We start from the raw sequence: 14,099 nt of genomic DNA, 5'->3' as shown, positions 1-14,099 counted from the left end.
GCGTCTCTCGAAGGGCTTCACTTCAGGCAATGGCGCCAAACGCCGCGAAGCAGGAGTTCTTGTGCAGGACCTCGACCCGATCGAACCCGGCCGCACGCAGCCAGCCGAGCTGGTCGACCAGCGACGCCGGCGTGTCCTCGCGCTCGATGTAGGCGAAGACGTGGTCGCGGTAGGCCTCGTCTCGCAGGGCGGCGAGATATTCGCCGTATCGGGCCCACATCAGTTCATGAATTGAGGGGATCGCGTGAACCACCAGATCGGCGATCCAGAGCGACCCGCCGGGCTTCAACGCCTTGCGGAACTTGCCGAGGACGTCGAGCCACTCGCGTTCCGACCGCAGGTGGTGCAGCACCATCGCCGCCATGATGACGTCGTGTCGCCCCTCGCCCAGGTCGATCTCGCGGACGTCCCCCTGGATCGTCTCGACCTTACCCGTCGTCGCCGCGCCAACCCGCTGGGCGGCCCGGTCGAGCATCGGCCAGCTCAGGTCGACGAGAGTGACATCCAGGTTCGGCAGCCGCTCCAGCAGCTTGAGCGTGTAATTCCCCGCGCCGCAGCCGACGTCCAGGGCCGAGCGGGCCCCGGGCGTCGCGGCCGCTGCGGCCCTGGTGATCAGGTCGAGCACGAGCGGTGCATCGATGGTCGCCGTCTGGCCGGTCTCCAGGTTGGAGAACCGCTCGACGTCGGCGTCGAACCGCTCGCGGATCTGCTCGGGGGTCATCTTGCTCATCGGGCGCTTGCCAGCTCGGTGGCCTCGGGCGCTGTCGCCTTCCCGTCCCGAGCATCCTTGGAGATCTTGTGCTCGAAGGCGTCGACCAGGGCGTTCCAGCTCGCCTCGATGACGTTCTCCGACACCCCGACCGTCCCCCAGACCTCGCCCGCGTCGCGGCTCTCGATGACCACCCGCACCCGGGCGGCGGTCCCCTCGCGCTCGTTGATCACGCGCACCTTGTAGTCGACCAGCTGCATCTCGGCGAGCCGCGGGAAGTGCCGCCCGAGGGCCTTACGCAGGGCCCCGTCGAGCGCGTTGACCGGGCCGTCCCCCTCGCTGACGGTGTGCTCGGTCGAATCCCCGACCCTCAGCTTCACCGTCGCCTCGGTCACGGTCAGATCGTCACCCCGTCCCGCAACGCTCACGTGGTACCCGCACCGTTCGAATCGGGGGGTGTAGCGGCCCGCGAGCTTCTCCACCAGCAGCACGAACGAGGCCTCGGCGGCCTCGAACTGGTAGCCCTCGTTCTCCATGTCCTGCACTCGGTCCAGCACCTTGGCCATCAGGGCGGGGTCGTGCAGAAGGTCGTACTCGGCCAGCTTCTCGGCGATGTTCGACTTGCCGGAAAGCTCGCTCACCAGGATCCGCCGCTCGTTGCCGACGGTCTCGGGCTCAACATGCTCGTAGCTCGATGCCAGCTTCCTGACCCCATGGACGTGCATCCCCCCCTTGTGGGCGAAGGCACTCGACCCGACGAAGGGCTGGCCCGGCTTGAAGTTCATGTTGGCCGTCTCGTAGACGAACCTCGAAACCTCGGTCAGGAGCGCCAGGCTCGACGGCTTCAGCAGGTCGTACCCTTCATATTTCAAGGCCAGGTTGGCCACGACGCTGCAAAGGTCGACGTTGCCGCACCGCTCGCCGATTCCGTTGATCGTCCCCTGCACCTGCGTTGCACCGCTGCGGACTGCCGCAAGCGTATTGGCCACCGCAAGCTCGCTGTCGTTGTGCGGGTGGATGCCGAGCGGCACGCTGATCAGCTTGCGAACCCGGCCGACGGCCTCGGCAACCTGCTCGGGCAGGGTCCCGCCATTGGTGTCGCAGAGCACGATCCAGGACGCCCCGGCCTCGGCCGCCGCGCGGATCGTCGACAGGGCGTACTCGGGGTTCCGCTTGTAGCCGTCGAAGAAGTGCTCGGCGTCGTAGACGACCTCGGGCACGTTGGCCGCGAGGAAGGCGACCGAGTCGGCAATCATCCGGATGTTCTCTTCGAGCGAGACCCCCAGGATCTCGCGTGCATGCAGGTCCCAGCTCTTGCCGACGACCGTGACGACCTGCGAGCCCGAGTCGACCAGGGCCTTGAGCCCGACGTCGGAGCTTGCCGAGATGTCCCGTCGGCGGGTCATACCGAAGGCGACGACCTTGGCATGTGTCAGCTCCAGGTCGCGGACGGCGCGGAAGTAGGCGGCATCCTTGGGGTTGGAGAGGGGATAGCCCCCTTCGATGTAATCGACGCCGAGCTTGTCCAGACGGGCCGTGATCAGCAGCTTGTCCTGGAGCGAAAAGTTGACCCCTTCGCCCTGGCTGCCATCTCGTAACGTCGTATCATAAACCGAGATCCGAGTCATCGTGGTAGCTCGCGTCGCGTCAACTGGCCTGGGCATTTGACACCGGATCGTATCACAACGACCGCCCCGCCGCGACAGTCAGACCATCGCGACGTGCATGCGGTTCGTCACCTGTCGAGCCTGTCACACCACCCCCTCACCAAACGACCGAATCCCATGCAATCAATCGACCAGCTCATCGAGGCCACGCGCCTGGAGGCGGCACGAGCCCCCTTCCCCGTTGATACCGAAGTCTATGAGAAGGCTGGCAAGAACCCCGGTGAGCCGGTGCTCTACGCTGGGTCGCTCGCCGCGCGAGTGGCAATCATGGGCAGAGACCTCGGCAAGGATGAGGTCGCCGCGGGCCAGCCGCTCATCGGCGCCGGCGGCAGGCTAGTCCGGGGGGGAATCTACCGGGCGATTCACAACGCGGAGCCCCCTGCGAAGGACAAGGGCCTGGAGTCAGTCCTCGACCACGTGCTCCTCACCAACACGGTCCCGTTCAAGCCGCCGGGGAACAAAGCCTATCCGGACAAGGTCAAGGAGCGGTTCCGCCCGCTCGTCGCCTCCCTGCTCGTCGAGCATTTCACCGGCAGGAAGATCTTGACGCTCGGCACGGAGGCTTTTCGATGGTACTCATGCTATGCTGCCGACGGGGTCTTCGACGAGTTTTGGGCCCGTGCGGATCGGTACGAGGCCGACCTGGATTGCACGATCCGGGTCGACACGCCCGATGGCACGAGGACCAAGGTGGTCACCATCTCGCCGCTCCCCCATCCATCTCCGCTCAACCAGCGTTGGTATAAACTGTTTCCAGGCCTCCTGGCCCGACGGCTCGCTACGGCTCTGACGGGCCCCGGCACGGGCTGACGTTGCTTCGAAGCATCATTAACGCATCCTGATCTCGCTTGATTCGAATGACTGGGACGGATACGTTACGAGTGCGAGTTCTTTCGTTTTACAAGATTGGGAGGCCGCCGGTGCGTAAGGGCCAAATGGTCACCGACCGCGAGTTAGAAATCCTGAAAATCCTCTGGGTACGTGAGCGGGCCAGCGTTCGAGAGGTTCAGGATGACCTGAACAAGACGAGCGAGCCGGTCGCCTACAGCACCGTTCAGACCCTCCTGAACATCATGGAAGAAAAGAAAGGCCTCGTCCGTCACGTCGTCGAGGGGCGGACCTTCATCTACACCCCTAAGATGACGTCGGATCGGACGATCGGCGAATTGACGCGACGATTCGTCGACCGAGTCTTCGACGGCGCCATCGACAGGCTGATGGTTGCCCTGCTCGACTCCAAGTCGCCCGATCCCGCCGAGCTCGAACGGCTCCGCGTCATGATTGACGGCGCCAGACTGACCGCCGCGCAAGAGACCAGCGCTCCTAATCCAGAGGTCAACACCGCGGGTGACCGGCAGGTCATGAACGAACCCGTCGCATATTCTGCGATCGACTAAAAATCGGGCCTGTCCTCCGATCAATCGGCTCGTAGAATCCTCGTGACCTTGATCGAATCGATCAGAGTTGCCTTGGATTTGGCGAGGCGTGTAATGCAGGAGTTGGTCGACCGGCTCGGTTCTTTTCTTCTCATCAGCTTACTGTCGGCGGCGATTCTGCTGTCGATGGTCATCGTTGCCATGATCTGTTGCCGTCAACCCTCCAGGCGTCGAGCGATCGCCAGGGCGGGGATCGTTGCTGCGCTCTCACTTCCCCCGCTCGCCGCGTTCTGCCCATCACTCTCGTTTTCCATAAAGCCTGCGGCTGCTGGGCTGGCGACGACGTTCCTGAGCAGCATTCATGCCGATACTCGCCTCGACGTAACCCGGACTCTCGTCCATTCCTTCTTCGAGCGTCGGATCGCCAACCCCTGGATCTCGAATCTGACCCGGGGTCTGACCCTGGGATACCTGATCGCCGCCATCGCCGCCGTCGGGTCTCTCGTCCTCGGCTTCTGGGCACTCGGCTTTGTCATCCGGCGGTCCAACTCTCCGTCAGACGAAACGTCTCGCGTCTACCGGTCGCTCAAGGGCGAAACGGCTGAGAACGCGCCCGATTTGCGCGTTTCGTCGAGGCTGCGTCGGCCAGTTCTCGCCGGGATACTTCGGCCAACCATCCTGATCCCTTCCGAGATGGATCGGGTCGCGGACGTCTCTCGCCTTCGCCTGAGCCTCCTCCATGAGTTGGCCCACGCCCGGACACACGACACGCTCTTCGCCTCGCTGGCCGCCGCGGCGCGGGGACTCTACTTCCCGCTGCCCCAGGTCTGGTGGATCTCGGCACAACTTCGCCTGGACCAGGAACTTCTGGCCGATCGCCGGGCTTCGGTCGATTTCGGCGGGTCGCTCGACTATGGGTCTTCACTCCTGGGACTCGCGGAGGCTCTCGCCGGTCAATCGGCGCGGGAATCCGTCGGCCCGGCCAGCACCACCCTGAGCCCGGCAAGTCGAACGAAAGGGTCGCAGCAACCCGAATCTTCGCCCCTGGCCCCCAGGCTCCTGATGCTCATCCGGGCTCCATTCCCGGTGGAGCTCGTTCCACCACGCTGGTGGAGACGGACCCTGGTCATCGTGGCCTGCCTGATGACCGTGCTCGCAAGTCGGTTCACGCTCGAAGACGTCCGCATGCCGCTCGACGGTTCCTACGACTCGACGTTGCAGGTCTTCACAGCCAGCAGGCTCGAAATTCCGGGAGGTTCAGGATATCCGGGCCAGGGCCAGCCTCGATACGACTTACCGCTCGTCCTACCCGGCAACTTCCGCCTCTCGGCCCGGATTTTCGCGTCCGATCAGGACCTGAAGAAAATCGAGCTCCTCGGCCATCGACTCTCCACTCCGCCTCCCGTGCCCAATCTGATCGAACCTAAAGAGTCGCCAAGCTGGCGTGATGTCCGCCTCAAACGCGATGGTGCACAAATCGCCCTCTGGGTCGACGAACAGTCGGTCCCCGCCGACGGCCGCGATACGACCGAGCGACTTTCCATACTCCCCTCCGAGGATGAATCTCTGCTGATCGAAGATCTCTGGGTCCACTGGTAATCCAACTCGATTGAATCTGCCATTTCGACAGGAATATTCGCCATCCGATCTTGGGTGCCATTTTGGCAATAAAACGGAATCGTTCCGCACCGACCCAAAGGGGGAAACTGTCTCCTCCGACTTCGATATCTGACTCTAAAATCTAACAATCTTAAGATTTATGGCGTAAGAATCGACTGCCAATTTGGCCGAAAATTCCATTGGCCCACGAATTGCTCCGTGCTCATCAACTGGCTTTCATGATCGTAGGGAGGGCCTGATTGATGAGCCGTCTCAATTCTCAGGGCCGATGGGATCCCTTTCGCGAGATCCAGCGCGAAGTCAGTCGGATCATCGAGACCTTCGAGGTTCCGACCGCCTGGGGTTCTCCAAGGCCGTTTCCCCCGGTCAATTTGTATGACGCGGGAACGCATTATTTGCTGACCGCCCAGCTCGCGGGAGTTGCCTCGGACGACCTCGATCTCTCGATCACCGGCGACACCCTGATTTTGTGCGGGGAGCGGAAGCGTTCGAGCGGAGCATCCGAAGAGCACTATCGCCGTCAGGAACGTCCGGTCGGTCGCTGGTCCCGGACGATCACCCTGCCGGATCGCGTCGAAGCATCGGCCGTCTCGGCGGCATTCTCGTCGGGGATTTTGACCATCACCCTGCCCAAGTCGGAGGGGAGCCTGCCGAGGCAGATTCGGATTTCCTCCGCGTCCGAGGACATCCCGAATCAAGGGGTCGGTCAATCCCACGAAGACTCTCACGAGGCCGGCCATCTCGCGTGATCGGCCTCGGTCCCCCTTCAGGAGTCCGGCGATGAAATTCGACTTTCAGCCCGTCCGAATCTCCGTCCTCCGCGTCCCGCCCGGGCCGATCGAGCCCACCACCGAACCTCGGCGGGCACGTTCGACGGCTTGGGGTTCCGGTCACGGGTCCGACCACCAAAATCCCCAGGTCGACATCCATGAAGGCCCCGATGGGCTCATCCTGGAGGCCGACCTTCCGGGTGTCTCCGACGACTCGGTGACCATCCAGCTTGAGGACAACATCCTCAACCTGGAGGCGAGGGTGACGTTCAGCGTCCCCGAAGGAGCCGTCGCGCTCCACGAAGAGTTCCCCTCGACCAGCTTCAAGCGGTCGTTCATCCTGAGCGACGAGGTCGACCGGTCGCGGATCTCCGCTGAGCTCAAGAACGGCGTCCTGCGTCTGTTCCTTCCGAAGGCCGACCGGGCCCGTACGCGTCGGATCGAGATCAAAATGTCCTGAATCGCGCCCCTCGGTCCACACTTCCACGTCCTTACTCACTCAAATCATCCCCCGGAGAGCGTCCTCCGATGAATCGACCCACCTGGCAGCGTCGCGACTTGTCGTTCCCCTTTCAGGGGTTGCAGACCGAGCTGAACCGATTGTTCGACGAGTACTGGCAGCCTCAGGGCCAGCAGACCCCACGCGCCTCGACCGCCGTGGACCGGAATTCATGGCGGCCCAATGTTGACCTTGATGAAACCCCCCAGGAGTGGTTGCTCAGCGTCGACCTGCCCGGGGTCGACCCCAGCACGATCGACCTGTCCGTCTCCGGCGACGTGCTGACCATCAAGGGTGAGCGGACGCTCTCTCACCCCGCGGGCGGCCAGGCCCGGAACCGGGAACGCGTCAGCGGCCCATTCTCAAGGCAGATCACCCTGGGTGAAGGAGTCGACTCCGAAAACGTCCAGGCCGAGGCCCGCCACGGCGTGCTCTATATTCGAATGCCTCGCCGCCAGGCTGCAAAGCCGAGGACGATCCCCGTCCAGCATGGATGATCGCTGCTGTTGAAAAAACACGCCGACGATTTGTCGGGTGCGTTGGGACCGGGCCCGGGGACATGGTAAACTAGCGGGTGAAGTCCGTTCCCCCGCCCGGCGTCGTCAAGGAGTATGAGGCCCCATGGAGACCGAGAAGATCCTTTGCTTCGCCGCGATGATCGTCGCCGCGCTCGTCTGCCTGATCTTCGCCCTCGACGCCGGCCTCGGCCTGCTCAATCGGGCCAGCCTGGTCCTGGACATCCTCTTCATCATGGGTGGCGCCTTCGTTCTCTGGCAAGGTATCGAGACCTACCGAGAAATGCGCTGATTCCCGTTCTTATTGCCTGAAAAGAAGTTAGACGGCGTCAGCCCCTCGTCGCATCCCCCGTCGATGAGGAAGGGCTTTCTCGCCGGATCGCCTCCACGACCCCGTTCCAGCTCATTTCGCTGGCCTCGGCCGCAATTTCCCATCCCAGCGAGCGTGCGGCCTCGCTCGTCAGTGGACTGATGCTCGCGAGTCGGATCTTCGTCCCGACTCGCGACCGGGCCTCTTGGGTGAGCTGTTCGTACAAGCGTCTGACAATCGCCGAGCTCGTGAGCGTAATCCAGTCGACCGACCCCGACTCGATGCGTTCCAGGACATCGGAAGGGAAGCCTTCGGCATCGACATTTCGATAAACAGAAACTTGTTCGACGTATGCGACCCGCCCCAGGACGTCTCTCAGCACGTCCCTGCCCCGGTCGGCCCTGGCGAGCAAGACCCGCCCGCCGGCTACCAGCGGTTCAAGCGCCTGGGCAAGTCCCTCTGAACGAAACGAACCCGGGACCAGGTCGGCCTTGAGGTGGAACGAGGCGAGGGCCTCGGTCGTCGCCGGACCGATCGCCGCCAGCCGGACCGAGCCCAGGACGCGTAAGTCCAGGCCAATCTCCAGGATCCGCCCCAGGAACGCCCGCACCCCGTTGGCTGAGGTGAAGACCAGCCAATCGAACCCAGCGAGCCGGCCGATGGCATCGTCCACCGGCCCGAAGTCCTCGACGGGCAGGATCTCGACCGTTGGTGCCACCAGGGCCTCGGCTCCCAGTGCTTCCAGTTCGGCGGCGCAATGGTCGGCCTCGGCGGCCGGGCGGGTCACCACGATCCGCAGGCCGAAAAGGGGCATGGTCTCGAACCAGGCCAGGGTGGCCCGACGATCGACGACCTGCCCCACGACGAACAGGGCGGGCGCCCCTAGCCCGGCCTCGGCCACCCGATCAGGTAGGCTGACCAAAGTCCCCGTCGCCACACGCTGACCCGGAGTCGTGCCCGCCTGGATCAGGGCCGCCGGTGTGGACTCGGGCTTGCCGCCGCGGATCAAGGTCCGACAGATTGCGGCGAGCCGGCTGACGCCCATGTAGACGACCAGGGTGCCCGGGAACCCGGCCAGCGCCTGCCAGTCGAGCCTGGCATGCTCGGCCTCGGCCTCGGGGTCATGGTGCCCGGTGACCAGCGCAACGGCCGATGAGACATCCCGGTGGGTGACGGGGATCCCGGCGTAGGCCGTCACGCCGACGGCCGCGGTCACGCCGGGGACGACGGTGAAGGCCACCCCGGCGTCTCGCAGGGCCTCGGCCTCCTCGGCGCCCCTGCCGAAGACGAAGGGGTCGCCCCCCTTGAGCCGGACCACCGCAAGGCCGCGTTTGGCACGCTCGACGAGCAGCTCGTTGATCTGCCGCTGCGGCATGGCGCAATGACCGGCCGTCTTTCCGACGAAAATGCGCTCGGCGGCCTTCGGGGCGAGGCCGAGCAGGCGGGTCGTCACCAGCTGGTCATAGACGACCACCTGGGCCCCGGCCAGGGCCTCGTGCCCACGCCGGGTTAGCAACCCCGGGTCGCCCGGCCCGGCCCCGACCAGGTCAACCCGTCCTGCTCGCTCACCCATCATCTCAGCGGACCTTTTCAAGAAGTCGTCGCCAGCGTCTTCGGCTTTCCGGCCGCCACCATCAGGATACCCAGCTCGTAAAGGCCCATGACCGGCACGGCCAGCATGCACTGACTGAAGACGTCGGGCCCGGGTGTCAGGATCGCCGCGGCGACGACCACGATCAGGATGGCCATCTTCCGCTTGCTCCGGTAGTCATCCACCGTGAACACGCCAATCCGTTCCAGGAACAGCATGATCAAGGGGGTCTGGAAGCTCAGGCCGAAGACCAGCGGCAAGATTGTGGCGAAGCTCATCCATTCCGAGAGCCGCAAGGTGGGCTCGATGCCCAACCAGACGTTGAACTCCAGGAGGAAGCTCAAGGTCGTCGGCAGCACGAAGAAGAAACAGAGGAAGACTCCGCCCAGGAACAGGCCGAGCGAGAACGGCAGGTAGCGATAGACATACTTCCGCTCGTGGAAGTACAGCCCCGCTGCCACGAACGCCCAGGCCTGGTAGAACACCCATGGGCTCGAGATCACCAGCCCGGTCACCATGCTGACCATGAAGAAGATGGTGATCGTCTCCAGCGGGGCCAGCGAGACCAGCGGGCTCCTCGGCTCATCGAACGTGGCGATCGTGCCAATCAACTCCGAGTTCTTGAACAACATCGGCAGCGACAGCGTCTTGCCCGCCAGCTCACTCTTGTCGGGGATCTTCAGGCCCGGGATGAACTTCCCCACCTGACCGAGGAAATCGGCCGCCGAGATCTCGACCTGCATCCGCGTCGGGGTGGCGTCGTTGGGGTCGGGATTCAGCTCGAACGGGACGGGCGTGAAGGGCGTGACCTTCTTCTGCGACTCCGCTTCAACGTCCTTGGCCTCTTGCTGGCGGATCCGGGCCCGGTCGGCGTAGAACTTCTCCATCGCCACCTTGGCGGGCATCTCCATCGTCTCGATGACGTTCTTGCCCAGGTAGAACGGCGGCACGAGGGCCAGGACGACCCCCACCATCAGGCCCAGCACGCCCAGGATCAGGCGTGTGCGCAACTCCTCGATGTGCTCGCCGAAGCTCATCGAGGCCATCGTGTTTTCTTCGGTGAACAGATCTTGATCGGTAGGCATGGAATGCGGCCACCCAAAATCCGAGTGGGTCGACGGCCACCGTGTCCGGCACCCTGCGGGCGTCCGGTTCCGGCGTAGCGCCGAGGGCATTGGAGGGTGGAGAAGCGGGTCGCGACGGCCAGTCCCGAGGCCGGGGCCCTTGTCGAGCAGCACAACCCTTCGGCCTCGCGGGGACGGCCGGTCGGGAGTGGGCTTCACCGAGCCTCATCGTAGCAGCCGCCGCACCGCCACGCCAAGGCCCGGCCGCCGCTTCATCGGCCTGGCGGCATCACCCCGGCCGGCCCAACTCCTGCGTGCGAAGCGAAATGCGGCCCCTCCGAATCCGATGGACACCGCCTCGACATCGACGGTAGATTACCCGTCGCGACGACGTCCCCGGGCGGACTCTCCCCCCCTGGCGAAGGATCTGCCAACCGATGGACCCGATCAACTGGTCTCCCCTCCGCTTCGAACCCATCCTCAAACGCCTGATCTGGGGCGGCAGGCGACTCGGAACCGTCTTGCGCAAGCCGATCGGCGATGCGGCCGATTACGCCGAAAGCTGGGAACTGTCCGATCACCGAGAAGACGTTAGCGTCGTGGCCGACGGCCCTCTGAAGGGGACTTCCCTGCGGACGCTCGTCCGCGAGCACGCCGACGCGCTCTTCGGCTCCGGCAAAGCCCATCCGCGGCAATTCCCCCTGCTCGTCAAGTTCCTCGACGCCAATCAGGTCCTCTCGGTCCAGGTCCATCCCGACGATGCGCTCGGGCGACGGCTGGTCGACGACAACGGCAAGACCGAGGCCTGGGTGATCCTCCACGCCGAGCCCGGCAGCTTGATCTATGCCGGACTGAACGAAGGAGTGACCCGCGATCAATTCGCCCGGGCCTTCGAGACCGGCGAGTTCGAGCCATTGCTCCATGCGTTCGAGGCCAAAGTTGGCCAGTGCATCCTGATCCCGGCGGGGACCGTCCACGCCATCGGCGCGGGCGTGCTGCTCGCTGAAATCCAGCAGATGTCCGACGCCACGTTCCGCGTCCACGACTGGCACCGGGTGGGCCCCGACGGCAAGCCTCGCACCCTTCACCCGGCCCAGGCGCTGGAAGCCACCGACTTCCAGGCCGGCCCCGTCCGACCTCTCGAATCGGCCGCCCAACCGATCGCCGGAGGTACCCGCGAGACTCTGGCATCCTCCGACTACTTCCGAATGGAGCGGCTCACCCTCGGGGCCCCGACGCAGATCGGCTCGCACGATCGTTTCACGATCGTCCTGGGCATGGAAGGCGACTCGGTCGTCCGCAAAGGTCCCGACGGCCGCCCCGAGACCTTGAAGGCGGGAGAGACCTTGCTGCTGCCGGCGGCGCTCGGAGTCTGCGACGTCGAGCCGCGCGGGACGGCCACCATCTTGACGTGCGTCGTGCCCTGAAGCACCCTCGACCCCGGCTCGCGTGGGCGACGAGGCCCATGAATTGGCCAGTATGCCGCTGACAGACCGATGTTCGTTTGGATTGAGCAAGGCGGGACGACTCCATGGACGACGGCAGACCGGAACCCCTCGAATTGGCCCGACGACCGTTCCACTGGCCGGACGTCGTACGCTCCGTCGGCCTGGCGTCGGATGCCCGCAAGCTGATCCTTGCGATGCTCGGCCTGATCCTAACTCGCGTCGGGATCATGGGCCTTGACTACGTCTTCGGCAACCCTTGGCCCGCGTCGCCTCTGCCCGTCTCGCTCCGGGTCTGGCGGGATTTGTTCAGCCCCGAATGGCTGGCCGAGACTCTGGCGATGGCCACCTGGCTGGTGACGGAGCCCCCCCGTCTGATCGTCGAGCCGTTGATCGAACTCCTCAGGTCGAACACGCCCGGCATGCGTCGGCTGCAAGCCGCCCTGGCGTGCGCCTGGATCCTGGCGGTCTGGGGACTGATAGGCGGCGCCATCGCGCGGATCGCGGTCGTGCAGACCACCGGGAATGGCGGGGGCGGTGTACTTGGTTCCCTTCGATTCGCTCTCCGACGCTGGCTACCGCTCGTCGGTGCGCCCCTGGGACCGTTCCTGCTCGGGGCCATGTTCGCCACCCCTGCGATCCTTGCTGGGCTGGTGTCGAAACTGTTCCACAACTCCCCGTTCGTCGCGGGCCTGGTCTCTCCCGTGGCGGTGGTGTGTGCCGCCTTCCTGGCATTCCTGCTGATCGCGCTGGTCCTTGCCTGGCCCCTGATGCACCTGACCGTGGCGGCCGAGGGCGAGGACATCTTCGACGCGATCAGCCGCTCATTCTCCTATGTGAATCAGAGACTGATCCGTTATACAACCTGCCTCATCCTCGCCTGGCTGGCCGGTTCGATCGGGCTTTTCTTCGTCTTCTGGTTTGCCTCGATGGTGCTTGTCCTTTCCATGAGCCTGCTCTCGGTCTTCGGTGACCTGCAATTCTTCGAAGCCGTGTATGAGATCGGCGCGATCGATGTCCGCCGGTCATCCACGAGCTTGCTCAGCGCGATCGGACTGGTCGGCCTGATGGTCCATGCCTGGGCCTACAGCTACTTCTGGTCGGCCTTGTCGGTCATCTACTTGATGCTCAGGCGGGATGTCGACGGCACCCCCTGGCACGACGTCTACCTCGAATCCCACGAGGCCGACGAGTTCGCCCCCAAGTCGCCGACGCTCGATCTCACGGGTTCGCCCGGATCACCGCCGGTTCCCGAGGCTTGACGGTCAGCCCGAGATGCCCGGCCCGTGCACGCAGAGCCCCTGAAAATAGGCCGAGAGCACGGGCAGGTCGCTCCGGAAGATCAGGTCGTGGGGATCGGCCTCGCTGCGGTCGGGCAGGCTGATCACGGCGAGGTCGGCCGATTTACCGGGCCTGAGGCTGCCGGTCGCCCGCTCCGATCGCAACGCCCATGCTCCGAACAGGGTCGACATCGCCAGCAGCAACGCACCGCCCAGGGACTCATCCCGGCCCCGGAGGAACCGGGCCTCGTCGAGCACGCTCAGGGTGTCGGCCGAGGCTAGGCTGTCCGTCCCCAGGCAAACCACCGCTCCCCTCTCCAGCATCAGACGATACGGATGCGGCGCATGGCCGAACCGGGCGTGTGTCCGCGGGCAATAGGCCACGGCCACCCGTGAACCCTCGGTGCCGGCTTCGGGCCTGAGCTGCCAGAGGTCTTCCTCGGCCCAATAATTCGCGTGCGCGATCAGCCAGTCGGCCTTGCGCAGTTCCCCTTTGCGAATATAGTCGGCCGGCTTCTCGCCGATGGGTTCCCACGAGTCGTCCCAGGCGCCCAGGTCGCCCAAGAATTCCCGGAGCCGGCCCGTCCGTTTGCTTAGCAGTTCCAATTCCTCGGGCATCTCGGCCAGGTGGGTCGTCAGCGGCACCCGGCCGGCGGCGGCCTTGTGGTAGAGCCAGCCGGCCGTGCTATAGGGGGCATGCGGGCTGATACCGGGTCTTGCCGCCGTGGCGCCCGACTCGACCGCTTCGCGCACCGAGCTGACCCACTCCCAGGCCTCGTGGTCGGTCTCCACCCCGCGCATCCGCTTCAGGCCGATGATCTCGGAGAAGACGACCGCACGAATCGGCGCCCCCGCCACGACTCCCCAACTCATCCCGGCCGTGGTCACGTCGGCCAGCGTCGTCGTCCCGGCCGCCAGGCTATCCAGCATGTTCCTGGCGATGACCTTGCGAGGTTCCTCCGGCGAACGTTTCATCCGCTGCGAGATCACTCGCTTCAGCCAATCCACCTGGTCCTCGGGCTGGTCGGGCGAGCCCCCATCCAGGTGCGACAGCTCCAGATGAGTATGCGCATTCACGAATCCCGGAGTGATCGCTGCATTTCCATAATCAAAGTCCGCATCCCGTCCGACTCTCGGCTCGATGGACGCGACGAGCCCGTCATGGATCGTCAGAAGGGCATCCTCGACCGGGTCGCCCTCGACCGGGAAGACATATCGGGCCGCCAGAGTCACCGGATCTTCGGACATGGCGC

The 14,099-nt window shown here is 64.8% G+C and carries 14 protein-coding genes; 9 read left to right on the top strand and 5 right to left on the bottom strand.

Annotated features, from left to right (window positions below):
• Positions 1 to 22 precede the first annotated feature (22 nt).
• Positions 23 to 730: a class I SAM-dependent methyltransferase gene (locus EP7_RS05310; RefSeq protein ID WP_463526559.1), complete on the bottom strand. Its 708-nt coding sequence runs from the start codon at positions 728 to 730 to the stop codon at positions 23 to 25.
• Complete coding sequence (cimA, locus tag EP7_RS05305) at positions 727 to 2,337, bottom strand: citramalate synthase (protein ID WP_463526558.1); 1,611 nt, start codon at positions 2,335 to 2,337, stop codon at positions 727 to 729. Before cimA ends, EP7_RS05310 begins: the two co-directional genes overlap by 4 nt.
• Positions 2,338 to 2,493: 156 nt before the next feature.
• On the opposite strand from cimA, the gene EP7_RS05300 reads away from it, so the two are divergent.
• The 7 genes from EP7_RS05300 (at position 2,494) to EP7_RS05270 (ending at position 7,448) form a co-directional block, all read left to right on the top strand.
• Positions 2,494 to 3,186 carry a uracil-DNA glycosylase family protein gene (locus EP7_RS05300; protein ID WP_463526557.1) on the top strand — a complete coding sequence of 231 codons (693 nt, stop codon included), beginning with the start codon at positions 2,494 to 2,496 and terminating at the stop codon, positions 3,184 to 3,186.
• A 110-nt stretch (positions 3,187 to 3,296) separates the two neighbouring features.
• The gene (locus EP7_RS05295; RefSeq protein WP_463526556.1) at positions 3,297 to 3,773 is read left to right on the top strand and encodes a BlaI/MecI/CopY family transcriptional regulator; all 477 of its coding nucleotides are present in this window, start codon (positions 3,297 to 3,299) and stop codon (positions 3,771 to 3,773) included.
• A 93-nt stretch (positions 3,774 to 3,866) separates the two neighbouring features.
• Positions 3,867 to 5,351, top strand: coding sequence for a M56 family metallopeptidase (locus EP7_RS05290; protein ID WP_463526554.1), 1,485 nt, complete (start codon positions 3,867 to 3,869; stop codon positions 5,349 to 5,351).
• Positions 5,352 to 5,614: 263 nt separating this feature from the next.
• On the top strand, positions 5,615 to 6,121 hold the full coding sequence (locus EP7_RS05285; RefSeq protein ID WP_463526553.1) for an Hsp20/alpha crystallin family protein: 507 nt from the start codon (positions 5,615 to 5,617) through the stop codon (positions 6,119 to 6,121).
• A gap of 31 nt (positions 6,122 to 6,152) precedes the next feature.
• The gene (locus tag EP7_RS05280) at positions 6,153 to 6,602 is read left to right on the top strand and encodes an Hsp20/alpha crystallin family protein (protein ID WP_463526552.1); all 450 of its coding nucleotides are present in this window, start codon (positions 6,153 to 6,155) and stop codon (positions 6,600 to 6,602) included.
• 68 nt (positions 6,603 to 6,670) lie between these two features.
• Complete coding sequence (locus EP7_RS05275) at positions 6,671 to 7,138, top strand: Hsp20/alpha crystallin family protein (RefSeq protein ID WP_463526551.1); 468 nt, start codon at positions 6,671 to 6,673, stop codon at positions 7,136 to 7,138.
• Between the two features lie 124 nt (positions 7,139 to 7,262).
• Positions 7,263 to 7,448, top strand: a complete 186-nt coding sequence (locus EP7_RS05270) for a hypothetical protein (RefSeq protein WP_463526550.1) — start codon at positions 7,263 to 7,265, stop codon at positions 7,446 to 7,448.
• Positions 7,449 to 7,485: 37 nt separating this feature from the next.
• On the opposite strand, the gene cobA is transcribed toward EP7_RS05270, so the two are convergent.
• Positions 7,486 to 9,042, bottom strand: coding sequence for a uroporphyrinogen-III C-methyltransferase (gene cobA / locus EP7_RS05265; RefSeq protein ID WP_463526549.1), 1,557 nt, complete (start codon positions 9,040 to 9,042; stop codon positions 7,486 to 7,488).
• 14 nt (positions 9,043 to 9,056) lie between these two features.
• Positions 9,057 to 10,142 (bottom strand): twin-arginine translocase subunit TatC, encoded by a 1,086-nt coding sequence (gene tatC, locus EP7_RS05260; RefSeq protein WP_463526548.1) that lies wholly within the window; start codon positions 10,140 to 10,142, stop codon positions 9,057 to 9,059.
• A gap of 416 nt (positions 10,143 to 10,558) precedes the next feature.
• On the opposite strand from tatC, the gene EP7_RS05255 reads away from it, so the two are divergent.
• Complete coding sequence (locus EP7_RS05255) at positions 10,559 to 11,548, top strand: type I phosphomannose isomerase catalytic subunit (RefSeq protein WP_463526547.1); 990 nt, start codon at positions 10,559 to 10,561, stop codon at positions 11,546 to 11,548.
• 134 nt (positions 11,549 to 11,682) lie between these two features.
• Positions 11,683 to 12,828 (top strand): hypothetical protein, encoded by a 1,146-nt coding sequence (locus EP7_RS05250; protein WP_463526546.1) that lies wholly within the window; start codon positions 11,683 to 11,685, stop codon positions 12,826 to 12,828.
• A gap of 3 nt (positions 12,829 to 12,831) precedes the next feature.
• Here the strand turns inward: EP7_RS05250 and EP7_RS05245 are convergent, their stop codons facing one another.
• Positions 12,832 to 14,094, bottom strand: coding sequence for an amidohydrolase family protein (locus tag EP7_RS05245; protein ID WP_463526544.1), 1,263 nt, complete (start codon positions 14,092 to 14,094; stop codon positions 12,832 to 12,834).
• Between the last annotated feature and the right edge of the window lie 5 nt (positions 14,095 to 14,099).

The organism is Isosphaeraceae bacterium EP7, assembly GCA_038400315.1.
Classification (GTDB): Bacteria; Planctomycetota; Planctomycetia; order Isosphaerales; family Isosphaeraceae; genus EP7.
The sequence above is the reverse complement of the archived record's forward strand: the minus strand, read 5'-3'. Positions and strand labels throughout refer to the sequence as shown.